Genomic DNA, 21,926 nt, shown 5'->3' with positions numbered 1-21,926 from the left:
TCGAGATGGGCGGGCGGCCGGTCGTGGAGCGAGTCGGTGAACTCCACGAAGCCCACGACCAGCCTGATCGACTCCATGCACGCGCGGTAGGCGTCCTGCGGCGAGAGCCCGGCGCCCGCGAAGAACCCGATCAGCGCGTCCACGTTCCGCAGCATCACCGGATGCCGGGCGGCCGTGATGTTCTCGCTCAACGCCAGTGTGGTCATGCCGGGATGGGCCCGGTGATGCGCCCGCAGATCGCGGCAGAACGCGCGCAGCGACTCCCGCCAGCGGCTGGGCGCCGGGTCCAGCTCCGGGGGCCGCCACGCCGCCTCGAAGATCTCGGCCGCGACGGTGACCAGATCGCGCCGGTCCTCGACGTAGTTGTAGAGCGCCCGTGGCGACACCCCGAGTTCGGCCGCCAGCGACCGCATCGTCAGCTCGGCCGCCCCGTGCTCCCCGAGGAAGTCCAGCGCCGCCCGCCCCACGTGCGGCCCCTGCCGCCCACGCCGGCGGACACGGGCGCCCCGGCCAGGGGCGTACGGCAGGCGTTCGCCGCGGTCGGCGACGGACTGCGCTTCATCCGGGGGCACCGGCTCATCGTCGGACTGCTGCTCATCGACGCGGCGGCGATGGTCTTCACCATGCCCCAGGCGCTCTACCCGGTGCTGGCCGACGAGCAGTTCGGCGGCGGCCCCGGCGTTGTCGGCCTGCTGTACGCCGCCCCGGCGCTCGGCGCCCTCGTCGGGGCCGCGACCAGCGGGTGGACCGCCCGCGCCGGCGGCCACGCGCTGATCGGAGCCGTCCTGCTGTGGGGTGTCTCCCTGACCGGCTTCGGGCTCACCGCGCTGCTGCCCCTCGCCCTGGTCCTGCTCGCCCTCGCCGGGCTCGGCGACCTCGTGTCCGAGACGTTGCGCTCGGCGCTCCTCCAGCACGGCACACCCGACGGTCTGCGGGGCAGGGTCAGCAGCCTGTGGATGGTCCAGGCGACGGTCTCACCGGCGCTCGGCAACGCGGCGGTCGGCTTCCTCGCGGAGCTGACGAGCGCGTCGGCCGCCGTCGTGACCGGGGGAGTGGTCTGTGTCGTGGCGGCGCTCGCGGTGGCGGCGGCGTTCCCGGCGCTGCGCCGGGCCCCGCTCGCGGCGCCCGGTGACTGAAGCGATGGAAGGACCCCCGCGAGTCATGTCCTCGCGGGGGTCCTTCGTCATTCCGTCCGGCAGGTGAAGGTTGAGAAGACGATCACGAGCAGGACGCCTGTGGGGGCGGTGGGTCCCGTCAGGGCGCGAGCAGCAGGACGTCGTCCCGCTCCTTCGCCGCCGCGTAACGCCTCGCCACGTCCTGCCAGTTGACGACGCGCCACATCGCCTCGATGAAGTCCACCTTCTGGTTCTTGTACTGGAGGTAGAAGGCGTGCTCCCAGGCGTCGAAGACCAGGACCGGCACGGACCCCTGCCCGACGTTGCCCTGGTGGTCGTAGACCTGCTCCACGATCAGCCTGCCGCTGACCGGCTCGTACGCCAGCACGCCCCAGCCGGAGCCCTGCGTCGTCGCCGCGGCCTTCGTCAGCTGGGCCTTGAAGCCCCCGAAGGAGCCGAACGACTCGGTGATCGCGTCCGAGAGGTCACCGACACCGTCGGCCGCCAGCGGCTCGCCGCCGCCGTTGTCGCCCGTCATGTTGTGCCAGTAGATCGAGTGGAGGATGTGGCCGGACAGATGGAACGCGAGGTTCTTCTGGAGGCCGTTGATCGCGCCCCAGGACTCCTTGTCGCGTGCCTCGTCCAGCTGCTCCAGGGTGTCGTTCGCACCCTTCACGTACGCGGCGTGGTGCTTGTCGTGGTGCAGCTCGATGATCTGCGGATTGATGACCGGTTCGAGCGCCGCGTAGTCGTAGGGGAGTTCAGGGAGTGTGTAGATGGCCATGGCCGAGCCCTCCTGCTGCTTATTGCGCATCCTATGCAACTGCACGCTAACAGCAAGAGGGCCCGGTGTTGATCAGGCGTAAGTCCTAGTCCGCCGAGTCCCCCGAGCTGTCCGGGTCCGCCGCGTCCCGCGCCAGCACCGCGATGTCCGGGTAGTCGGTGACGACCGCGTCGACGCCGCGGCCGAAGTGCAGCGCGTACTCGGCGAAGGCGTCGCCGAAGTCGTTGGGGTTCGTGCCGCGCCGGAACTGCGCGGGCAGGTACTGGTTCTCCGCGCGGAAGGTGTACGCGCCCACCTTCAGACCCGCCTTGTGCGCGTCCGCCAGCAGGGTGAACGGCTCCACGACCGACGACTTGTCCGGGCCGATCCAGTCCGCGTACCGCGCGATCCTCCGCAGCCCCTGCGGCGTCATCATGTCCTTGTACGTGGTGGGGTCACCCGCCGCGACCAGGTCGTACGGCGCGCCCGTCGTCCCCAGCGCCTGCCAGAGCGGCAGCCGCAGCCGCTCCTCGGCGAACGCGGCGAGGCTGCTCGGCTCGAACGACTGGACCACGCACTCGTCGGCGTCCAGCCGGTGGCGCCGTACGATCCGCGCCAGCGCCGGCTCCAGGGGCAGCCCGATGGAGCGGAAGTAGGTGGGGTGCTTGGTCTCCGGGAAGACCGCGATCCGGCGGCGGTGGCGCCGGGACAGCTCGCGGGCCAGCTTCACGACCTCCTCGAAGGTCAGCACCGGCTCACGGCCGTCGAAGACGGTGTTGCGGTTACGGATCAGCGGCAGCCGCTCGACCGCCCGCAGCGTCTTCAGCTCGGCCAGCGTGAAGTCCTCGGTGAACCAGCCGGTCACCGCCCGCCCGTCGACCGTCTTCGTGGTCCGCCGGCCGGCGAACTCCGGGTGTTTCGCGACGTCCGTCGTCCCCGAGATCTCGTTCTCGTGCCGCACGACCAGCACATGGTCCTTGGTGGGGACGAGGTCGGGCTCGATCCAGTCGGCCCCCGTCTCCACGGCGTAGGTGTAGGCCGCGGTCGTGTGCTCGGGCCGCCAGCCGGCGGCGCCCCGGTGGCCGATGACGAGCGGCCGGCCGGGGCGCGGAGCGGCGGCGGTGGCGGGCCCCGCGCCGACGGCGCCCACGGCGGTGACGGCGGTGGCGGCACCGGCCGCGAGGAGGATCGAACGGCGTCTGGGCTGTACGGACATACGGGTCTCCCTCGTCGGACTCGTGAAGGTCAGCGGCAGCACGATAGGCAGGCGGGCGGGCCGAGTTGGCGCGGTGCACGGCGGATTCACCGGCTGTGCGACGGGCGGACACGGCACGTTCACCCTGCCCGCCGGGCAGGCTCCCGACCCCTCAGAGCCTGACGTCGGAGCGCGGCAGTTCGACGGTGATGCGCAGTCCGCCGGCGGGGCGTGGGGTGAGGGTGAGGGCGCCGTCGTGCGCGTGGGTGATCGTGTTGACGATGGCGAGACCGAGGCCGGTGCCCGCGTGGTCGGTGTGGACGCGTTCGGTGCCGCGCCGGAACGGCTCGGTGAGGGTCGAGGTCAGCTCGGGGGTGAGCCGCTCGCCGGTGTTCTCGACGGTGAGCACCACGGACCTGGGGTGGAGGCCGGTGTGGACCCACACGGTGCCGTGCCGGGGGAGATTGTGGACGATCGCGTTGTGCAGCAGGTTCGTGGTCAGTTGCAGCAGGAGCGCCGGGGACCCGGTGGTGGGGGTGATGTCGCCGGAGGTCTCGATGGTGATGTCCCGCTCCTCGGCGAGGGGCAGGAGCGTCTCCGTCGCCTCTTCGGCCAGCAGCGACAGGTCGACACGCTCTCCGGTGAAGGACCTCTGCTCGGCGCGGCTGAGCAGGAGCAGCGCCTCGGTGAGGTCGATCGCGCGGGCGTTGACGGCGCGCAGACGCTCGACGAGTCTGCCGGGCTCCCGGGTCGGATCCTGGTGGGCCACATCGAGGAGCGATTTCGAGATCGCGAGCGGTGTGCGCAGCTCGTGCGAGGCGTTGGCGGCGAATCGCCGCTGTTCGGCGACGTGGGCTTCGAGCCGGGCGAGCATCGTGTCGAAGCCGTCGGCGAGTTCACGGAACTCGTCCCTGCGGCCCGGCAGCCGGATCCGGTGGGAGAGCGATCCGTTCGTGGCCATGCGGGTGGCGTCGGTGATCCGGGTCAGGGGAGCGAGCATACGGCCGGCGAGGAGCCACCCTCCCAGCAGCCCGAACACCAGAAGGAACGCCATCACCGTGGCCGCCGTCGGGGCGAAACCGCGCACGAACGAGGTGCCCGGAGTCGCACGCCACGACCCCGCCTCGTTGGTCTGCAACCACCCCTCCCGCAGGAGGAACACGCCGATGGCGGCGAGCAGCAGCGCGCCCGCGACCATGAGGAATCCGGTGTAGCTGAGCGTCAGTTTGAGGCGCGCGCTCAGCCCGGGCCGCCTATCCACGGTCCCGCCCCTCGCCCGGTGCGCCGGGCGCCGCGTCGATGCGGTAGCCGACGCCCGGCACGGTGGCGATGATCCACGGTTCGCCGAGACGCTTGCGCAGCGCCGACACGGTGATGCGTACGGCGTTGGTGAACGGGTCGGCGTTCTCGTCCCACGCGCGTTCCAGGAGATCCTCGGCGCTGACGACACCGCCTTCGGCGCCGACGAGGACTTCGAGCACGGCGAACTGCTTCCTGGTCAGCGCGACATAGCGGCTGTCCCGGTAGACCTCTCTGCGGAACGGGTCCAGCCGCAGACCCGCGATCTCCCGCACCGGCGGCCTGCTGTGGGCGCGCCTGCGGTCGAGCGCTCTGAGCCTGAGGACGAGTTCCCGCAGATCGAAGGGCTTGGTCAGATAGTCGTCGGCGCCGAGCCCGAACCCGGACGCCTTGTCGTCCAGCCGGTCGGCGGCCGTGAGCATGAGGATCGGCATGCCGCTGCCGGAGGCCACGATGCGGGTGGCGACCTCGTCGCCGGAGGGCCCGGGGATGTCCCGGTCGAGGACGGCGATGTCGTACGCGTTGCTGCCCAGCAGCTCCAGAGCGGTGTCACCGTCCCCCGCGATGTCGGCCGCGATCGCTTCCAGACGCAGGCCGTCGCGGATCGCTTCTGCCAGGTAGGGCTCGTCCTCGACGATCAGCACACGCATGCGAGCGATGCTACGAGCGGGTGCGTATCGTCCGCGTATCCAAAACCGCATACGGCCCGGCAACACCGCGCCGCCTTGGCTGGGGCCATGTCCTTCAGCGAACCAGCGGGAACGGCGGCCCGGTCTCCGTCGGCCGCCCGTCTCACCGTCGAGCCGATCAGCGCCGCCGAGCACCTGGCGTTCGTACGGGCGCAGCGCTCCGTCAGCTTCCTCCAGACCCCGGCCTGGGGCCACGTGAAGACCGAGTGGCGCGCCGAGTCCCTGGGCTGGCGCGGCGGCGGGCGGCTGGTCGGCGCCGGGCTCGTCCTGCACCGCCGGGTGCCGCGTCTGGAGCGCTTCACCCTCGCGTACCTGCCCGAGGGCCCGGTCATCGACTGGACCGGTGAGATCGGCGCGTGGCTCGACCCGCTGGCGGCCCGGCTCAAGGCACAGGGCGCGTTCGCGATCCGGCTGGGCCCGCCGGTGCGTACGCACACCTGGAGCGCCGCCCAGGTCAAGGAGGGCATCGCCGACCCGGGCGTCAGGCGGCTCACCGACCTGCCGGGCGGGGCGGCCGACCCGGTCGGCGTCCGCGTGACCGGCGCGCTCAGGGACGCCGGCTGGCTGCCGCAGAGCCCGCGGGACGGCTTCGGGGTCGGGCACCCGCAGTTCACGTACGAGATCCCGCTGGCGGGCAGGACCGAGGACGACCTGATCAAGGGCATGAACCAGCTCTGGCGCCGCAACATCAGAAAGGCCGCCAGGGAAGGCGTCGAGGTCACGGTCGGGGAGGATCTGAAGGCGTTCCACGACCTCTACGTCCACACCGCCGAGCGCGACCACTTCACCCCCCGGCCGCTGCACTACTTCGAGACCATGCGCGAAGCGCTGTGCGCCGAGGACCCCGGGCGGATCACGCTCTATCTGGCGCGCCACCGGGGCGACCTGGTCGCCGCCACCATCCTGGTCCGCGTCGGCGGCCACGCCTGGTACTGCTACGGCGCCTCCTCCACCGAGAAGCGCGAGGTACGCGGCTCCAACGCCTGCCAGTGGGCGATGGTCCGCGACTCGCTGGCGGCCGGCTGCGACGTGTACGACCTGCGCGGCATCACCCCCACCCTGGACGCGGACGACCCGCACGTCGGACTGATCCAGTTCAAGGCCGGCACCGGCGGCCGGGCCGTACGGGGCGTCGGCGAGTGGGACCTGCCGCTGCGGCCCCTGGTCTACCGGGCCTTCGACCACTACATGAGGCGGCGCGAGCACCGCAGGGGAGGCGGGCGATGAGTCCGCGCGATCCCGCCGGCGAACCGTCCCGGACGGGGGCCCGCCGCCTGGGAATCACCGTCTACGGCTGCGGGCGGGACGAGGCCGCCCTGTTCCGGGAGATGGCCCCCGGTTTCGGGGTGGTGCCGACCATCACCGAGGCGCCGGTGTCCGTGGCCAATGTCGAACTGGCCTTCAGGAACCGCTGCGTCAGCGTGGGTCACCGGACCGGGATCACGAACGCCACTCTCCGCGCGCTCGGCCGATCCGGTGTCCGGTACATCTCCACGCGCAGCGTCGGCTACGACCACATCGATGTGACCTACGCGGAAAGCCTCGGCATTTGCGTGGGGAATGTCGCCTACTCGCCCGACAGCGTCGCGGATTACACGCTGATGCTGATGCTCATGTCGGTCCGCCACGCCACATCCATGGTCCGCCGCGGGGACGCGCACGACTACCGGCTGAACGACGTACGCGGGAAAGAACTGCGCGATCTGACCGTCGGAGTGGTGGGAACAGGGCGTATCGGCGCGGCGGTCATCGACAGACTGCGCGGGTTCGGCTGCCGGCCGCTCGCCCACGACCGTCACCCCGGAACCGCCGCCGATTACGTACCGCTCGACGAATTGCTGCGGCTGAGCGACATCGTGACGCTCCATACGCCACTCAACGCGGACACGCGTCATCTGTTGAATCGCCGGCGTATCGGGCGGATGAAACACGGTGCGTTCGTCGTCAACACCGGGCGCGGTTCACTCCTGGACACCGAGGCCCTGGTATCGGCCCTGGAGACCGGCAGGCTGGGCGGGGCGGCGCTGGACGTCCTCGAAGGAGAGGAAGAGATCTTCTACGCCGACCGCGGAGACGAACCCGTCGAAAGCAGAACGTTGCTGCGGCTGCGACAACTGCCGAACGTGCTGATCAGTCCGCACACGGCCTATTACACGGACCACGCCCTGAGCGACACCGTGCAGAACTCCCTCATCAACTGCCTTGACTTCGAAAGCGAGAACCGCCATGGCTAGGCCGAAGGTCGGCATCATATTCGGGGGCCGTTCCGACGAGCACCCCATCTCCGTCAAATCCGCGCGAGAGGTCGCCAAGAACCTCGACGCCGAGAAGTACGAGCCCTTCTACATCGGGATCACGAGGACCGGTGACTGGAAGCTCTGTGACGGCCCCGGCCCGGACTGGGAGAACGACGGCGGGTGCCGCCCGGCCGTCCTGGCGCCGGACAGCGGCATCCACGGACTGCTCGTCCTGGAGGAGGGAAAGTACGAAACGATCCGTCTCGACGTCGTGCTGCCCGTCCTGCACGGCCCGCAGGGCGAGGACGGCGCGACGCAGGGACTGCTGGAGCTGTCCGGCATCCCCTACGTGGGCTGCGGCGTCGCCAGTTCCGCCCTCTGCATGGACAAATCCCTCGCCTATGCCGTGGCCGGCGGCGCGGGCATCGCGACGCCGGACTTCCGCACCCTCACGGCGGGCGAGGACGTCGACGCCGACCGGCTCAGCTATCCGGTCTTCGTGAAACCGGCCCGTTCGGGGTCGTCCTTCGGCGTCAGCAAGGTCTCCGGAAAGGAGGACCTGCCGGGCGCGGTGGACATCGCGAGACGGTACGACTCGAAGGTGCTGATCGAAGAAGCCGTCGTCGGCGAGGAGGTGGGATGCGCCCTCCTGGGGAGCGGCCCGGATCTCACCGCGGGCGAGGTGGATCGCATCGCCCTGTCCCACGGTTTCTTCAGAATCCACCAGGAGTCCGAGCCCGAGCGCGGTTCCGACAACTCGAAGGCGGTCGTTCCGGCCGACATCCCGGCCGCGTCGCGATCCCTCGTCCAGGAGACGGCCAAGGCGGTCTACCGCGCCCTGGGATGCACGGGACTCGCGCGGGTGGACCTGTTCCTCATGGGCGACGGCAAAGTGGTGCTCAACGAGGTCAACACCTTTCCCGGCATGACCTCGTACAGCCGCTATCCGAGGATGATGGCCGCCGCGGGGCTGCCGCTCAGCGACGTGATCGACCGGATGCTGGCGTCGGCGCTGACCGGAGAGAGCCGATGAGGGACGACTTCGTCTTCGTGGACGAGTCCGTGCCCGGAATACGCTGGGACGCCAAGTACGCCACCTGGGACAACTTCACCGGCAGACCCGTGGACGGATATCCGGCCAACCGCGTCGTCGGCACGACGGCCCTGTGCGCGGCCCTGGCACGGGCGCGTGACGAGGTCCAGTCCCGCGGCTTCGGCCTGCTGCTCTGGGACGGCTACCGCCCGCAACGCGCCGTGGACAGCTTTCTGCGCTGGTCACGGCAGCCGGAGGACGGCCGGACGAAGCAACGGCACTATCCGAACATCGACAGGGCCGAGATGTTCGAGAAAGGCTATGTGGCCGCCAGGTCGGGCCACAGCCGCGGCAGCACCGTCGACCTGACGCTCTACCACCTGACCACCGGCGAACTCGCCCCGATGGGCGGTGGCCACGACCTGATGGATCCCCTCTCCCACCACGGAGCCCAGGGCATCACCGGCGTCGAGGCAAGAAACCGGCGGCATCTTCTCGCCGCCATGGACGCGTGCGGTTTCCGCGCGTACGACTGCGAGTGGTGGCACTACACACTGAAGGACGAGCCCTACCCGGACACTTACTTCGACTTCCCCGTCGGCTAGCGGAATCGTGCGGCCCGGGGCCGCCTACGGCGCGCCCCGCCGCCCCCGCGCCGCCGCCAGCCGCGCCAGATGGTCCTCGTACCCCTTCGTGTAGTACGCCGCCCGCTCCGGATCCGGGTCCACCACCGCCGTCGGCGTCGTCCACGCCGCGACGTCCAGCGCGACCCCGTGGCGCGCGGCCGACGCGAGGACCGCGCCGCGCGCGCCCACCTCGCCCTCCACGACGCGCAGCGGGCGGCCCAGCACATCCGCGAACAGCCGCATCCACGCGGGACTCCGCGTGCCGCCCCCGCACACCGCGAGGCTCCCCGTCAGCCCCGCCGCCTCCAGGCAGTGCCGGGCCGCGTACGCGATGCCCTCGCAGGTGGCGCGGATCAGATCCGCCGCCGTCGACTCCAGTGAGACACCGGTCAGTTGGGCCCGCAGCGCCGGATCCACGAACGGCGCGCGCTCGCCCGACGGCGCGAAGTACGGCAGCACCTTCACCCCGCCCGCGCCCGGCTCCACCGAGTCCAGCAGCGCGTCCACCTCCGCGTGGCCGGTGCCGGTCGTCGCCAGCACCCAGTCCAGCGCGGCCGTCCCGACCATCGCGGGCATGGCGCGCAGCCAGTGCCCCGGCCGGTCCGTGGAGATGTGCAGCCCGCCCGGCTCGCCGTCCAGGTCGAGCGTGTCCGTCGCGACCAGCGAGGCCAGGCAGGTGCCGATGATGAGCAGCCCGTCGCCCGTCTCGGTGACCCCCGCGCCCAGCGCGGAGGCCGCCAGGTCGTACGGCCCGTTCGCGATCCGTACGCCCGACGGCAGCTCACCGGTCGCGACCGGATCGCTGATGGGGGCCAGCAGCCGCGCCCGGTGCGTGAGCCCCAACTCCACCAGTACGTCACCGGAGTACGCGCGTGTCCTCGGGTCCAGGAACGGCATCGACGCGTCCGAGACGTCCGTCGCCCGCACCCCCGTCAACCGCTGGAAGACCATGTCCTTGCAGTACAGCGCCGCCGTCGCCGCGTCCAGGGCCGCGGGCTCGTACCGGTCGAGCCAGGCCAGCACCGGCCCCGGACAGCCCGGGAACATCGCGCTCCCGCTGTGCCGGAACACCGAGTCGAAGACACCGGACGCCAGCCACGCGTCCACGAACTCGTGGGCCCTGCCGTCCATCCAGGAGATCGCGGGCCGCACCGGCCGCCCCTCGCCGTCGACCAGCCACACCCCGTCGCCCTGACCGGTCAGCCCGGCCAGCTCCACCGGTTCCGGCAGGGCGGCGGTGAGCGTGTCGAGCGCGTCGACGACCGCGCCGTACAACTCCTCCATGTCCTGCTCGACATGGCCGCCGTGGATGTCCAGACGCACCGGGCGGGACTCGACGGCCAGCGCGTTGCCGCCCGCGTCGAAGGCCGCGGCCTTCACCGTCGACGTGCCGACATCGATACCGACGTACATCACGCTCTCCTCAGGTCCCAGGTCCCAGGCTCAGGTCAGACAGTGCGCCGGCGGCTCGCCCCTGGCGTACCGCGCCACCTCCGCCGCCGCGATCCGCGCCGCCTTGTGCGCCACGGCCTTGCTCGCCCCGCCCAGATGCGGGGTCAGCACCAGATTCGGGGTACCGAACAGCCGCGAGCCGGCCGGCGGCGGCTCCTGCTCGTACGTGTCGAGCGCCGCCGTCGCGAGCTGCCCGCTGTCGAGCGCGTCGCACAGCGCCTCGGTGTCGAGCAGCCCGCCGCGCGCCACGTTCACCAGGGCCGATCCCCGTGGCAGCAGAGCGAGTTCGGCCGCGCCGATGAGGCCCTGGGTCTCCGGGGTGAGCCGCGCGTGCAGCGTGACGACGCTCGACCGGGCGAGCAGCGCCTGGAGCGAGGGGGACCGCATGCCGTGCACGTCGCCGCGTACGTACGGGTCGTACACCTCCACCTCGGCGCCGAACGCGGTGAGCACCCGGGCGACCCGGCTGCCGACCGCGCCGTAACCGATCAGCCCCACCGGCAGGTCCTCCAGCTCCGGGCCGCAGCGCGAGTACGTGTAGTGCGTGGCGTCCCACTCGCCGTCCAGGGCAAGGGAGTTGTGCGCCTCGGGAATCCGCCGCAGCGCCGCCAGCAGCATGCCGACCGTGAACTCCGCCGTCGCCGCCGCGTTGCGCCCCGGCGCGAAGCAGACCTTGACCCCGCGCGCCCGCGCCGCCTCCACGTTGACGTTGACCGGGCCGCCCCGGCACACGGCGATCATCCGCAGCGCGGGCGACGCGGCCAGCACCCGCTCGGTGAAGGGCCCCATCTGGGTCACACAGACCTCGACCCCGTCCAGCGCCTCGATCAGCGCGTCCTCGCAGTCGTTGGCCTCGTCCACCTCCGCCACCTTGCCGAAGGGGGTGAGCGGCCAGGGAAGGGTGAGTTCGGTGATCTCGGCCGGGGCGGCGACGCCGCGCCGCAGGGCCTCGGTGATCAGGGAGTTGAGAACGAAATGGTCACCGGCGGCGAGGATCTTCACGTCAGGGCATCTCCTGTCTCGGCGTCGAACACGTGCGTGTGCTGCGGGTCGGCGGTGACGCGCACGGTGTCGTCCCGGTCCAGCCGGATCTCCGGGCCGGTCTCCACGACGAGTGGCCGGTCGACACCGTCGAGCGTGAGCGTGGCGATTCCGGACTCCAGGAGCGGCTCATGGGCGCTGACCGTAGCCCGTACGGAGCTGTCCGCCGCCCCGTGCGGCCCGGTGTCTCCCGTCCCGGCGCCCGGCTCACCCTCCCGGGTCAGCCGCAGGTCCTCCGGACGGATGCCGAGCACCACCGCGCGGCCGGCGGGCGGACCGGCCGGGCACGGGAACCGCACCGCGGGCCCGAGCCGCACCCACCCGCCGGCCTCCACGACGCCCGGCAGCAGATTGATCGCCGGTTCCCCCACGAAGTCGGCGACGAACACATTCGCCGGGGCGTCGTAGATCTCGTACGGAGTGCCCAGCTGCTGGATCACCCCGTCCCTCATCACCGCTATCCGGTCGGCGAGCGACAGCGCCTCCTCCTGGTCGTGGGTGACGAGGATCGTCGTATGGCCCAAGTCCCGCTGGATGCGCTTGAGTTCACGGCGGGTCGTGTCGCGCTGCGCGGCGTCCAGATGCGACAGCGGCTCATCCAGCAGCAGTACGTCCGGCTCCCGGATCAGGGCCCTCGCCAGCGCGACGCGCTGCTTCTGGCCGCTGGACAGACCGGCGGGCCGGGCGCCCAGCAGCGACCCGAGACCGATCCGCTCCGCCATGTCGCCGACCCGCCGGGCCCGTTCGCCCGCGTCGTACAGACCGCGCGCCGCCAGGCCGAAGCCGAGATTCTCCGCGACGGTCAGCGGCGGGTAGAGCGCGTAGTTCTCGAAGGCCACCCCCATGTTGCGCTCGCGCGCGGGCAGCGAGACGACGGAGTCCCCGCCGACCAGGATGTCGCCGCCCGTGACGGACTCCAGACCGGCGATCATCCGCAGCGTGGTGGACTTGCCGCAGCCGGACGGGCCCAGCAGACCGAGCAGTTCGCCCGAGCGCAGCTCGATGTCGATGCCGCGTACCGCGTCGACGGCGGGACGGCCGCGCGCCACATAGGTCTTGCGCAGCTCACGCAGGGCGAGTTCCGTCACCGCCCACCTCACAGACGTGGTAGGGGACCTTGTGTTCGTCCAGGTCGCGCAGCGCCTCGGGGGAGGCGCCGGCGTCGACGAGCACCAGATCGAACGCGGAGAGCGGGGCCAGCCGGTGCAGGGCGACCCGGCCGAGCTTGGAGTGGTCCAGCAGCAGGACGTTCTTGGCCGCCGAGCCGAGCATCGCCCGCTTCACGGAGACGATGTGCTGCTCCTGGTGGTAGGCGAAGCCCCCGGAGACGGCGGACGTGGAGGTGAAACAGACGTCCACCTGGAGGGACTGCACGGCCTCGACGCAGCTCACCCCGAGGAAGGAGGAGTGCAGGGGGTCGTAGTCGCCGCCGAGCGCCATCAGATGGATACCGCGCTCGGCGGACAGCAGATTGATCGCCTGGAGGAAGTTGGTGACGACGGTCAGCGGGGTGATGGAGCCGAGCCGGCGCGCGATCTCCAGCGTGGAGGTCGAGTCGTCCAGCATCACCGCCATACCGGGCTCGATCAGGGTCAGCGCGTGCCGGGCGACGGCCGCCTTCTCCTCGTGCATCGCCTTGAGCCGGAAGGCGACGTTCGACTCGAACACACCGGACGGCTGCGCGGTCACCCCGCCCCTGAACTTCCTTACGATGCCCTGCCGTTCGAGCTCGTCCAGATCCCGGTGGATGGTCATCAGGCTGACGTCGAAGCGGGTCGCCAGCTCGGCGGCGGTGCCCTCGCCCCGGGCGAGGACGTACTCGGCTATCGCCGCCTGACGCGGGGCGGGGCCGCGCTGCTGCTGGGTGCTCATGGGGTGATCCTTCGTCCTGGACGCTCCGGCCGGTCGGCCTCGAACAGGAGCAGGTTCTCAAGTCGCACGGAGAGCCGCACGGGGTCGTCCACGCGCAGACCCGCCGCGGCGGCGCGCGGCGCGACCAGCGACAGCTGCCGCCCGCCCGCCAGCCGGACGGTGACCTCGACGGCCCGGCCCAGAACCTCGGTGACATAGACGGTGCCGGCCAGCTCCAGCGCGCCGCCCTCCCCGCCCAGGGCGATGTCCCTCGGCCGTACGCCCAGCTGCACCGCCGTGCCCGGCGCCGCCGGCACGTCCACCGGCAGCTCGAAACCGCCCTCCGCGGACGCGAAGTGGCCGTCGGCGGTGACCGTCCCCGGCAGCAGGTTGACCAGCGGACGCCCGAAGGCGCGGGCGACGAACGTGTCGTACGGGCGGTGCCAGATGTCCTCCCGCGTCCCGGTCTGGACGATCCGCCCGTCACTGATCACCCCGATCCGGTCGCCGAGCGCCAGCGCCTCCACCGAGTCGTGCGTCACGTACAGCGTGGTGGTGCGCCGTACGTCGCCGATCGCCTTCAGCTCGGCGCGCATCGCCTGGCGGAGTTTGGCGTCGAGATGGGAGAGCGGTTCGTCCAGCAGGAAGGCGCGGGCGGGCCGTACGAGCACCCGGCCGAGCGCCACCCGCTGCCGCTGCCCGTTCGACAGCGCGCCCACCGGACGCTCCAACAGCCCCTCGATACCGAGCAGTTCGGCGGTCTCATGAACCTTGACGCGGGCCTCGGCGGCCGGCAGCCGGTACTTCGGCGAGCGCAGCGGCGAGGCGAGGTTGTCGTAGGCGGAGCGGTGCGGATAGAGCGCGTACGACTCGAAGCACATGGCCACGCCCCGGTCGTACGGCTCGACGCCCGTCATGTCCCGGCCGTCCAGCTCGACGGCCCCGGAGTCGGGCTCCGCCAGACCGGCGACGGTCTTGAGCGTGGTCGTCTTGCCCGCGCCGGAGGGACCGAGCAGACAGAAGAACTCGCCCTCGGCGACGGTGAGTTCGAGGCCGTCGAGCGCGGTGTCGCGCCCGTACGACTTGTGGACGCCGCGCAGCGCGATCGAGGCGGACCCGGTGGTCCCCGTCATGACTTCACCGCCCCGAACGACAGCCCGCGCACCAGATACCGCTGGATCGTCAGCGCCAGGATCAGCGGCGGAATCACCGACACGAGCGCGGCGGCGGCCGTCAGGTTGTACTTGGGCCGGTCGCCGCCGAGGAACGACAGCGCGCCCACGGTCACCGTCTGTGCCTCGGACGACGTGAGGATCAGCGGGAAGACGAAGTTGTTCCACGCGAAGATGAACGCCAGCAGCGACACGGCGGCGATGCCCGGCTTCACCAGCGGCAGCGCGACCCGGAAGAACGCCTGCTTGCGGGTGTACCCGTCGAGCAGCGCCGCCTGCTCCAACTCCGGTGACAGATCGGCGAAGTACGAACGCATGATCCAGACGATCAGTGGCAGCGTGACCAGTTGCAGCACCCAGATCATGCCGACGTACGTGTCGAAGAGCCCGAGCTGCTGATAGAGCACGAACAGCGGGATGATCACGGTCAGTTCGGGCGCGAAACGGAACGACAGCAGCGTGAACATCAGATTCTCCGAGCCGCGGAACCGCCAGCGCGCGGCGGCGTACGCGGCGGGCAGCCCGATCACCAGGGAGAGCCCGACCGCCCCCAGCGACACCACCAGGCTGTTGAGGAAGAACCGCACGAACGGCACACCCTCGTCCTGGCCCGCGCCGAGCACCGTCCGATAGGAGTCCAGCGTCGGGGTGAAGGAGAAGTAGGTGCTGAACAGCTCGTTCGCCGGCTTCAGGGAGAGGATCACCATCCACACCACGGGAAAGAGCGCGAAGACGAAGTAGAGGATCAGCGCGCCGTCGGCGGCGATCCCCAACACCCGCCGCCGCACGGCCCCGTTGGCCCTCGTACCGGACTGACGCTTCGTCACTTCGGCACCTCCGCAGCCCGGTTCTGGATCCGGCCCAGATAGCGCACCAGCACCATGGCCGCCAGATAGACCACGGCCCACAGCACGATCATGTAGCTCAGCCCGAACGAGTAGCGCTGGAAGCGGATCGCCTCCAGATACGCGCGGATCTGGAGCACCACCGTGGAGTCGCCGGGGCCGCCCTCCGTCAGGGCGTAGATGATGTCGAAGACCTTCAGCGAGTCCATGAACCGGAAGATCACGGCCACCAGGACGTACGGCCACAGCATCGGCATCGTCAGCTTGCGGAAGGTGAACCACCAGCCCGCCCCGTCCACCGCCGCCGCCTCGAACGGGGAGGCGGGCAGCGAGCGCAGCCCCGCCAGCGCCAGGATCGCGACGAACGGCGTGTAGACCCACACGTCCACGGCGATCGACGACAGCAGCGCGCCGGTGGGGGTGTCCGTCCACTGCACGCCGCCGAGACCGAACGGCCGCAGCAGATGGTTCACCACCCCGACCGACGGCTGGAGCATCAGCTTCCAGATGATCGCGGCGATCACCGGCGCGATCATCAGCGGCAGGATGAGGACCTTCTCCAGCACCCGCCCCACCAGGGTGGAGCGGTGCAGCAGCAGGGCGACCGCGACGCCGAGAACCGTCTCGACGGCGGCGGCGCCGACCGCGTACAGCACCGTCACCCACGCCGAGTCCCAGAAGGAGGAGTCGGTGAAGATCCGCCGGTAGTTCTCCAGGCCGACGAAGTCCGGCTGCGGCTTGCTCGCCGCGAAGTCGAACACCGTGTAGTAGAGGCCGAGTCCGAAGGGGTAGAGGATGCCGCCGGTCAGCAGCAGGGCGGGCACGATCAGCAGATACGGCCGGAGCGTCCGCCGCCACTTCGGCACCCCGCGCTCCGCGGGCGGGCCCGGTACCGCGGCCGACGCCTTCTCAGGGGCGCCGGCCACGGCCGCGTCGTCGGACGAGGCCGCCCCGTGATCGGCCTCCGTCGACGAGTTCATGGGGCGTCACCCGACCTTCGACGCCAGATCGTCGGCCAGGCCGTTCAGCACCGGCCCGGCGCTCTTGCCCCCGTATATCTCCTGGAGCGCCGACGCCCAGCTCGTGGTCGCGTCGAAGAACTGCTCCTGCGGGGTGAACTGGATCCGTGTCTGGTCCTGCACGGCCTCGAACGTCTCGATGAAGCCCGGGAGTTCACTCATCTTGTCCCGGTACGCGGGGTCCTCGCTCACCGACTTGCGCACCGGATCGATGTGGTTGTACTCGATCGCGCCCTTGCGCAGATGCTCCTTGCCGGTGGCCCACTGGAGGAACAGCCAGGCCGCGCTCTTCTTCTCGCTCTTCGCGTTCATCCCCAGCGACCAGATCCACATGTTCGTCGCCAGCGACCCGTCGGGACCCTTCGGCCCCGGATGGAAGGCGATCTTCCCGGCGGCGGGCGAGGCGCCCTTCACCGCCTGGAAGTACGCGGCGGTGTCCGCGTCGAAGAGCATCCCCGCCTTCTTCGCGCCCAGATCGCTGGAGCACTGGTACCAGGTGTACGACGTCCACGACGGCGGCCCGCCCTTCTTGACCATGTCCGCCCAGTCACGGGTGAACGTGATGGCCTCGGGCGAGTTCATGGCGGGCTTCAGGCTCTCGCCGTCGACCGTGAAGTCCTTGAGCTTGTAGCGGGAGAACATCGTCATGAAGCCGGGGTGGATCGTCGCCCAGCTCCGCGAGCCGCGCACCGCGACCCCGTACATTCCGTCGAAACCGGCGCCGGGCGCCTTGCGCTTGATGGTGCCGGCGAGTTCACGCAGCTCGTCGAAGGACTCCGCGGGCCGCAGCCCCAGCTTGTCGAAGACCTCCATGTTGTACGCCACGACGTTGGCCTCCCAGCCCCACGGCAGCGCGTACTGCCCGCCCTGGCCGAGCGGCGTCCCGGCCTTCAGAGACCACTGGGTGCCTTCGAGGAGGCTCGGCAGGAAGTCGTCCTGGTCCCATTCGGCGCCGGTGGCCGACTCGTTGCGCATCCACGGGCCGAGGTCCTCCAGCCAGCCCGGCGGGCCGTACTGCCACACCATGTAGGCGCCGAGCATGAAGATGTCGTACGACGCCCGGCCGCTGGAGAGATCCACCGTCAGCTTGTCGAAGTAGTTGTCCTCGGGGAACACGTCGTACTCGACCTTGATGCCGGTCTTCGCGGTGAACGCCTTGAGGTCGGCGATCAGGGCGTCCGTGTACGGGTGCTTGTTGAGCAGCGCCCTGACGGTCGTGCCCTTGTGCCGCCGCCAGTCGAAGGACCCGGTCACGTCGTCGGCCGCCGAACCGTCGCTCCTGCTGTCGCCGCCACCGAAGCCGGCCCCGCAGGCGCTCAGCAGCGGGACGGACGACGCCGCCGCCGCGAGGGCGAGAAACCGCCGCCGGTCGTGCCCGAGGTGCCCGTGCATGTCCATCCGTGACCTCCACGGTCCGAGCGGATAACGCGTTCCTTCGAGTGGTTAACAGAGCTTGGAACACCGGTAGTTGCGCGTCAATCCCTCGCGCATCGCAAACTCTCGGTGCAGAGTGAGAACTTCACAGAGGGAGCCGATATGTGGATGGGTATCGATCTCGGTACACAGAGCGTCCGTGCGGTGCTCGTCGGGGACGACGGGGCCCTGCTCGGCAGCGGCGCGGCCCCACTGGCCGGCAGCCGCGACGGGGTACGGCACGAGCAGTCGCCGGACGACTGGTGGGAGGCGGTACGCACGGCGACCGGCGGCGCGCTGGCGGCCGGGCCGGGCCGCCCCGTCCGCGCGCTCGCGGTGTGCGGCACGTCCGGCACGGTCCTGCTCACCGACGGCGCGGGCCGCCCGCTGACGCCGGGTCTGATGTACGACGACGGGCGGGCCACGGCGGAGGCGGCGACGGCGCGGGTGCAGCCCACATGGGCGCTGCCGAAGGCGATGTGGCTGCTGAAGCGCCGGCCCCCGGCGGTGGGCGTACACCTCACCCACCAGCCCGACTTCATCGTCTCCCGCCTGGTCGGCCGCCGTACGGCCACGGACTCCAGCCACGCCCTGAAGACGGGTTACGACCTGACGGCCGACGCCTGGCCGCACGAGAGGCTGGGCGAACTGGGATTGGAACCCGGCCTCTTCCCGGAGGTCGTACGCCCCGGCACCCGGCTCGGTGAGGTCGGCGCGGCGGGCGCGGCGGCGACCGGCATCCCCGCCGGCACGCCCGTCATCGCCGGGATGACGGACGGCTGCGCGGCCCAGATCGCCTCCGGCTCGCTGAGCGTCGGCTCCTGGAACTCGGTCCTCGGCACCACGCTCGTCCTGAAGGGCGTCACCGCCGAACCGGTCCACGACAGCACGGGAGTGGTCTACAACCACCGTGCCCCGGACGGCAGTTGGCTGCCCGGTGGCGCCTCCGGCGTCGGCGCGGGGGCGCTGGCCAACGCGTTCCCCGACGCGGACCCGGCGGGCCTCGACGCCCTGGCCCACGCGTACGAGCCGGCCACGGCGCTCGCCTACCCCCTGGTCTCACGCGGCGAACGGTTCCCCTTCCTCGCCCCCGACGCCACCGCGCTCCTCCTCGGCGAACCCGGGTCCGACGCCGACCACTGGGCGGCGCTCCTCCAGGGCGTCGGCCACACCGAGCGGCTCTGCCTGGACTACCTGGACCACCTCGGCGCCCCGCAGGACGGCCCGCTCACCTTCACCGGCGGGGGCTCGCGCAGCGCGTACTGGAACCAGCTGCGCACCGACATCCTCGGCCGTACCGTGCGCATCCCCCGCCACAGCGAACCCGCCCTCGGGATGGCGGTCCTCGCCGCGTACGGCGCGGGCGCCGCGCCCACCCTCGCGGAGGCCGCCGGGCGCATGATCGGCCTCGGCCACGTCCTGCGCCCCGACCCGGCCCGCACCGCGCGCTTCCTCGCGCCGTACCTGAGGATGGTCGACGAACTGGAACGGCGCGACTGGCTCCCGGCGCCCGTCGCCACCCACGCCCGCGCCCGCGCCCTGGAGGTTTCGTGAGTACAACCCTGCTGCTGGCCCGCCACGGCCAGACGCTCTGGCACGCCGAGAACCGCTACGCGGGCGTGAGCGACATCGGCCTCACCGACGAGGGTCGCGCCCAGGCGGTCCGGCTCGGCTGGTGGGCGGGCCGCCAGGCGGCGGCGGGCACGCCGATCGACGCCGTCTGGACATCCACGGTCCCCCGCGCGATCGCCACGGCGGAGCCCGCCTGCCGCGCCCTGGACCTCGTACCGAACCGCGAACACGACCTGCGCGAATGCGACTTCGGGGTGATGGAGGGCCGCACCCTGGCCGAGTTCGAGTCGGTGGACCCGACGGCTGCGGCGGCCTTCCGCGCCGACCCGGTTCTCAACCCCTTCCCCGACGCGGAGGACCCCCGCACGGCAACCACCCGAGCCACAACGGCCCTCCACCACATCGCCTCCTCCCACGAGGGCGGCCGAGTCCTGGTGGTGGCCCACAACACCCTGCTGCGACTGGCCCTCTGCGACCTGCTGTCGATCCCCCTGAGCGACTACCGCCGGGTGTTCCCGGCCCTGCGAAACGCGGCGGTGAGCGAGATCCGACTGCCGGGGGACGGCGAGGACGGGGGCGCGGCGCTGCTGTCGCTGAACGTGCCGTGCGAGAGGTAGCTCTGGGTGATTAGGTGATCGCGTTGGGTAGGATTCGCAGATGATCTCCAAGGGGCGACATCAAGATGGGGACGTCGCGGCGGCCCTCGACCGCGCGAAGAGGGCCGGATGCAGGGTGGTGCCCGATAAGAACGGCCATCGCTGGGGATGGGTGGTGTGCTGTTCTTGCGGGGTGCGCCACATCGTGTCCGGCACTCCCAAGAACCCTGGCAATGAGGCGAAGCGCATCGACCGCTTCGTCAGCGAACATCAGCACTGAAAGGAGCGTGCCGTGTCCGACTGGAGTTTCGTTCTCCGCCTCAACCAGCCGCTCACGCCTGAGCAGGCCGACGCATTCGACCACTGCGATGCCTTCGCCGACGGATCTGTGTCGTACACCCTCGGCCCTGAAGACCCCGGCCAATACGCGCACCACCCGGACCCCGCCGCATTGAGCGAGCTGTCGTGCGATGTCGAGGCACCCACGCTCTTGGACGCGGTCGCCCAGGTGGCGCGCGACATCCGGCTCATCCCCGGCCTGCGCGCAGTTGGCGTCCGCCATGACGACACGGTGACCCTCGCCGAGGCCGCGCAGCGGTACGGCCGCAGTCACGAGTCCCTGGTGGAACTCTCCCGTGGACACCACGGATCCATCGGATTCCCGGATCCGGAATCCGATTCGGAGGGAACGGTGTTCTACTCCGGACGCGAGATCGCGGAGTTCCTTCGAAGCATCGGCGACACCGTCCCCGAGACACCCCGCGAACTCGCCGTCGCCGACCAGGTGTTGCGCCTCGCTCACGAACTCGAAGGCCTCGACGTCGCGCCTGGCACACTGCGCGCTCTGGGCCTGCCCACCGCCTGAGGTGAAGGCGGGACCTCACGTTCCTGTCGGGCGTGGACGTGACCTCGTACGCCCCGCCGGTTGATCAGGCTCCGGCAGGGGACGACCCGCCCGACGTCAGGCGTCACGAACGGCGGACGTCAGCCCCGACGCCCGCCGCTGCCGTACGGCGCCGATCGCCGCGAGCCCCAGCGTCAGCAGCCCCGTCGCCAACAGCTGGTCACGCGTGGCCGGCTGACGGAGCATCAGGATGAAGACCGTCGCCATGCCCGCCAGCGCCACCCACGTCAGCCCGGGGTACAGCCACATCCGCACCACCAGCTTCTCCGGCGACTCGCGCTCCGTGCGGCGGCGCAGCAGGAGTTGGGAGACCGCGATGAAGGCCCAGACCACCAGGATCACCGCGCCCGTCATGTTCAGCAGCCACGCGAAGATGTCGTCCGGGCGCCAGTAGCTGAGCAGCACGCACACGAAGCCGAAGACCGACGAGGCGAGCACCGCGTGGCGCGGGACGCCGGACGTCACCCGGCCCAGGATCCTCGGGCCCTGGCCGCGTACCACCAGTGAGCGGGCCATGCGGGAGGCGCCGTAGATGTTGGCGTTCATCGCCGACAGCAGCGCCACCAGCACCACCACGTTCATGATCTGGCCCGCGCCGGGGATGTCGAGCTGGTCGAGCATGGCGACGTACGGGCCCGAGCCCTTCTCGACGATCCGCGCGTCGTTCCACGGCACCAGCGTGACGATGACCGCCATCGAGCCGATGTAGAACAGCGCGATACGCCACATCGCCGTCCGCACCGCCTTCGCGACGCCCCGCACCGGATCCTGCGACTCGGCCGCCGCGATCGTGACCGTCTCCAGACCGCCGTACGCGAACACGGAGGCCAGCAGTCCGATCACCAGGCCCTCGGAGCCGTTCGGCAGGAAACCGCCGGCGCCGGTCAGATTGCCGAGGCCGGGCGCGTCGGTGTCGGGCAGGACGCCCAGGACCGCGAGCACGCCGAGCACCAGGAACAGCGCGATCGCACCGACCTTGAGCGAGGCGAACCAGAACTCGAACTCGCCGAAGTTCTTCACGGCCGCGAGATTCGTCCCCAGGAAGACCAGCATGAACAGCGCCACCCACGCCCACTCCGGCGTGCCCGGCCTCGGCAATCTGAC

23 protein-coding genes are annotated in these 21,926 nt (G+C 71.0%); 9 read left to right on the top strand and 14 right to left on the bottom strand.

The features are described 5' to 3' along the window. Nucleotides 1–467: TetR/AcrR family transcriptional regulator (locus tag BHU15_RS27520; RefSeq protein WP_171908456.1), on the bottom strand; the 467-nt coding region annotated here is incomplete at its 3' end. On the opposite strand from BHU15_RS27520, the gene BHU15_RS27515 reads away from it, so the two are divergent. Next, nucleotides 468–1,136, top strand: coding sequence for an MFS transporter (locus BHU15_RS27515; protein ID WP_069629646.1), 669 nt, complete (start codon nucleotides 468–470; stop codon nucleotides 1,134–1,136). Nucleotides 1,137–1,254: 118 nt separating this feature from the next. On the opposite strand, the gene BHU15_RS27510 is transcribed toward BHU15_RS27515, so the two are convergent. The 4 genes from BHU15_RS27510 to BHU15_RS27495 all read right to left on the bottom strand — a co-directional run bounded on the left by BHU15_RS27510 (nucleotide 1,255) and on the right by BHU15_RS27495 (nucleotide 5,022). Beyond that, complete coding sequence (locus tag BHU15_RS27510) at nucleotides 1,255–1,899, bottom strand: superoxide dismutase (RefSeq protein ID WP_069629645.1); 645 nt, start codon at nucleotides 1,897–1,899, stop codon at nucleotides 1,255–1,257. Between the two features lie 85 nt (nucleotides 1,900–1,984). Next, entirely contained in the window at nucleotides 1,985–3,094 is a 1,110-nt protein-coding gene (locus BHU15_RS27505) for a glycerophosphodiester phosphodiesterase family protein (protein WP_069629644.1), read from the bottom strand. A gap of 151 nt (nucleotides 3,095–3,245) precedes the next feature. Further along, nucleotides 3,246–4,334: a sensor histidine kinase gene (locus BHU15_RS27500; protein WP_069629643.1), complete on the bottom strand. Its 1,089-nt coding sequence runs from the start codon at nucleotides 4,332–4,334 to the stop codon at nucleotides 3,246–3,248. Next, complete coding sequence (locus BHU15_RS27495; RefSeq protein ID WP_069629642.1) at nucleotides 4,327–5,022, bottom strand: response regulator transcription factor; 696 nt, start codon at nucleotides 5,020–5,022, stop codon at nucleotides 4,327–4,329. Before BHU15_RS27495 ends, BHU15_RS27500 begins: the two co-directional genes overlap by 8 nt. A gap of 87 nt (nucleotides 5,023–5,109) precedes the next feature. Between BHU15_RS27495 and BHU15_RS27490 the strand changes: the two genes are divergently transcribed. The 4 genes from BHU15_RS27490 to vanX are packed head-to-tail and all read left to right on the top strand — an operon-like array spanning nucleotide 5,110 to nucleotide 8,936. After that, nucleotides 5,110–6,288, top strand: a complete 1,179-nt coding sequence (locus BHU15_RS27490; RefSeq protein ID WP_069629641.1) for a lipid II:glycine glycyltransferase FemX — start codon at nucleotides 5,110–5,112, stop codon at nucleotides 6,286–6,288. Continuing rightward, complete coding sequence (locus BHU15_RS27485; protein WP_069629640.1) at nucleotides 6,285–7,295, top strand: D-isomer specific 2-hydroxyacid dehydrogenase family protein; 1,011 nt, start codon at nucleotides 6,285–6,287, stop codon at nucleotides 7,293–7,295. The genes BHU15_RS27490 and BHU15_RS27485 overlap by 4 nt, the downstream gene beginning before the upstream one ends. Beyond that, nucleotides 7,288–8,331, top strand: coding sequence for a D-alanine--(R)-lactate ligase (gene vanA, locus BHU15_RS27480; protein WP_069629639.1), 1,044 nt, complete (start codon nucleotides 7,288–7,290; stop codon nucleotides 8,329–8,331). The genes BHU15_RS27485 and vanA overlap by 8 nt, the downstream gene beginning before the upstream one ends. After that, nucleotides 8,328–8,936 carry a D-Ala-D-Ala dipeptidase VanX gene (vanX, locus tag BHU15_RS27475; RefSeq protein WP_069629638.1) on the top strand — a complete coding sequence of 203 codons (609 nt, stop codon included), beginning with the start codon at nucleotides 8,328–8,330 and terminating at the stop codon, nucleotides 8,934–8,936. Before vanA ends, vanX begins: the two co-directional genes overlap by 4 nt. A gap of 24 nt (nucleotides 8,937–8,960) precedes the next feature. Here the strand turns inward: vanX and BHU15_RS27470 are convergent, their stop codons facing one another. The 8 genes from BHU15_RS27470 to BHU15_RS27435 are packed head-to-tail and all read right to left on the bottom strand — an operon-like array spanning nucleotide 8,961 to nucleotide 17,735. After that, the gene (locus tag BHU15_RS27470; protein ID WP_069629637.1) at nucleotides 8,961–10,370 is read right to left on the bottom strand and encodes an FGGY-family carbohydrate kinase; all 1,410 of its coding nucleotides are present in this window, start codon (nucleotides 10,368–10,370) and stop codon (nucleotides 8,961–8,963) included. Nucleotides 10,371–10,400: 30 nt separating this feature from the next. Further along, nucleotides 10,401–11,411 carry a 2-hydroxyacid dehydrogenase gene (locus BHU15_RS27465; protein WP_069629636.1) on the bottom strand — a complete coding sequence of 337 codons (1,011 nt, stop codon included), beginning with the start codon at nucleotides 11,409–11,411 and terminating at the stop codon, nucleotides 10,401–10,403. Then, nucleotides 11,408–12,538 (bottom strand): ABC transporter ATP-binding protein, encoded by a 1,131-nt coding sequence (locus BHU15_RS27460; protein ID WP_069629635.1) that lies wholly within the window; start codon nucleotides 12,536–12,538, stop codon nucleotides 11,408–11,410. The genes BHU15_RS27465 and BHU15_RS27460 overlap by 4 nt, the downstream gene beginning before the upstream one ends. Beyond that, a complete protein-coding gene (locus BHU15_RS27455; RefSeq protein WP_069629634.1) occupies nucleotides 12,516–13,322 on the bottom strand; it encodes a DeoR/GlpR family DNA-binding transcription regulator in 807 nt (268 codons plus the stop codon). The genes BHU15_RS27460 and BHU15_RS27455 overlap by 23 nt, the downstream gene beginning before the upstream one ends. Continuing rightward, a complete protein-coding gene (locus BHU15_RS27450) occupies nucleotides 13,319–14,434 on the bottom strand; it encodes an ABC transporter ATP-binding protein (RefSeq protein ID WP_069629633.1) in 1,116 nt (371 codons plus the stop codon). The genes BHU15_RS27455 and BHU15_RS27450 overlap by 4 nt, the downstream gene beginning before the upstream one ends. Further along, a complete protein-coding gene (locus BHU15_RS27445) occupies nucleotides 14,431–15,300 on the bottom strand; it encodes a carbohydrate ABC transporter permease (RefSeq protein ID WP_247748741.1) in 870 nt (289 codons plus the stop codon). The genes BHU15_RS27450 and BHU15_RS27445 overlap by 4 nt, the downstream gene beginning before the upstream one ends. Then, nucleotides 15,297–16,298, bottom strand: a complete 1,002-nt coding sequence (locus tag BHU15_RS27440; protein ID WP_255293232.1) for a carbohydrate ABC transporter permease — start codon at nucleotides 16,296–16,298, stop codon at nucleotides 15,297–15,299. The genes BHU15_RS27445 and BHU15_RS27440 overlap by 4 nt, the downstream gene beginning before the upstream one ends. A gap of 6 nt (nucleotides 16,299–16,304) precedes the next feature. Then, nucleotides 16,305–17,735: an ABC transporter substrate-binding protein gene (locus tag BHU15_RS27435; RefSeq protein ID WP_069629632.1), complete on the bottom strand. Its 1,431-nt coding sequence runs from the start codon at nucleotides 17,733–17,735 to the stop codon at nucleotides 16,305–16,307. A 144-nt stretch (nucleotides 17,736–17,879) separates the two neighbouring features. On the opposite strand from BHU15_RS27435, the gene BHU15_RS27430 reads away from it, so the two are divergent. Genes BHU15_RS27430 through BHU15_RS27420 form a run of 4 tightly spaced genes read left to right on the top strand, consistent with a single transcriptional unit; the run spans nucleotide 17,880 to nucleotide 20,783 of the window. Continuing rightward, nucleotides 17,880–19,304 (top strand): FGGY-family carbohydrate kinase, encoded by a 1,425-nt coding sequence (locus BHU15_RS27430; protein WP_438284988.1) that lies wholly within the window; start codon nucleotides 17,880–17,882, stop codon nucleotides 19,302–19,304. Next, nucleotides 19,301–19,939: a histidine phosphatase family protein gene (locus tag BHU15_RS27425; protein WP_069629630.1), complete on the top strand. Its 639-nt coding sequence runs from the start codon at nucleotides 19,301–19,303 to the stop codon at nucleotides 19,937–19,939. The genes BHU15_RS27430 and BHU15_RS27425 overlap by 4 nt, the downstream gene beginning before the upstream one ends. Before the next feature lie 40 nt (nucleotides 19,940–19,979). After that, entirely contained in the window at nucleotides 19,980–20,198 is a 219-nt protein-coding gene (locus BHU15_RS38665; protein ID WP_107422942.1) for a hypothetical protein, read from the top strand. Nucleotides 20,199–20,210: 12 nt separating this feature from the next. Continuing rightward, nucleotides 20,211–20,783: a hypothetical protein gene (locus tag BHU15_RS27420; RefSeq protein ID WP_069629629.1), complete on the top strand. Its 573-nt coding sequence runs from the start codon at nucleotides 20,211–20,213 to the stop codon at nucleotides 20,781–20,783. 96 nt (nucleotides 20,784–20,879) lie between these two features. Here BHU15_RS27420 and BHU15_RS27415 read toward each other — a convergent pair. Then, nucleotides 20,880–21,926, bottom strand: a 1,047-nt coding sequence (locus BHU15_RS27415) for an amino acid permease (RefSeq protein WP_069629628.1), incomplete at its 5' end; no start/stop codon positions are given.

The sequence above is a fragment of the Streptomyces niveus genome, from assembly GCF_001723055.1.
Lineage (GTDB): Bacteria > Actinomycetota > Actinomycetes > Streptomycetales > Streptomycetaceae > Streptomyces > Streptomyces niveus.
Note: the sequence above shows the minus strand (reverse complement) of the source record. Positions and strands in the feature narration are given on the sequence as shown.

Coding starts and splice junctions, on each gene's coding strand:
- BHU15_RS27455 (WP_069629634.1), bottom strand. CDS start 13,322: ATGAGCACCCAGCAGCAGCGCGGCCCCGCCCCGCGTCAGGCGGCGATA.
- BHU15_RS27435 (WP_069629632.1), bottom strand. CDS start 17,735: ATGGACATGCACGGGCACCTCGGGCACGACCGGCGGCGGTTTCTCGCC.
- BHU15_RS27440 (WP_255293232.1), bottom strand. CDS start 16,298: ATGAACTCGTCGACGGAGGCCGATCACGGGGCGGCCTCGTCCGACGAC.
- BHU15_RS27430 (WP_438284988.1), top strand. CDS start 17,880: ATGGGTATCGATCTCGGTACACAGAGCGTCCGTGCGGTGCTCGTCGGG.
- BHU15_RS27450 (WP_069629633.1), bottom strand. CDS start 14,434: ATGACGGGGACCACCGGGTCCGCCTCGATCGCGCTGCGCGGCGTCCAC.
- vanA (WP_069629639.1), top strand. CDS start 7,288: ATGGCTAGGCCGAAGGTCGGCATCATATTCGGGGGCCGTTCCGACGAG.
- BHU15_RS27510 (WP_069629645.1), bottom strand. CDS start 1,899: ATGGCCATCTACACACTCCCTGAACTCCCCTACGACTACGCGGCGCTC.
- BHU15_RS38665 (WP_107422942.1), top strand. CDS start 19,980: ATGATCTCCAAGGGGCGACATCAAGATGGGGACGTCGCGGCGGCCCTC.
- BHU15_RS27495 (WP_069629642.1), bottom strand. CDS start 5,022: ATGCGTGTGCTGATCGTCGAGGACGAGCCCTACCTGGCAGAAGCGATC.
- BHU15_RS27485 (WP_069629640.1), top strand. CDS start 6,285: ATGAGTCCGCGCGATCCCGCCGGCGAACCGTCCCGGACGGGGGCCCGC.
- BHU15_RS27505 (WP_069629644.1), bottom strand. CDS start 3,094: ATGTCCGTACAGCCCAGACGCCGTTCGATCCTCCTCGCGGCCGGTGCC.
- vanX (WP_069629638.1), top strand. CDS start 8,328: ATGAGGGACGACTTCGTCTTCGTGGACGAGTCCGTGCCCGGAATACGC.
- BHU15_RS27490 (WP_069629641.1), top strand. CDS start 5,110: ATGTCCTTCAGCGAACCAGCGGGAACGGCGGCCCGGTCTCCGTCGGCC.
- BHU15_RS27470 (WP_069629637.1), bottom strand. CDS start 10,370: ATGTACGTCGGTATCGATGTCGGCACGTCGACGGTGAAGGCCGCGGCC.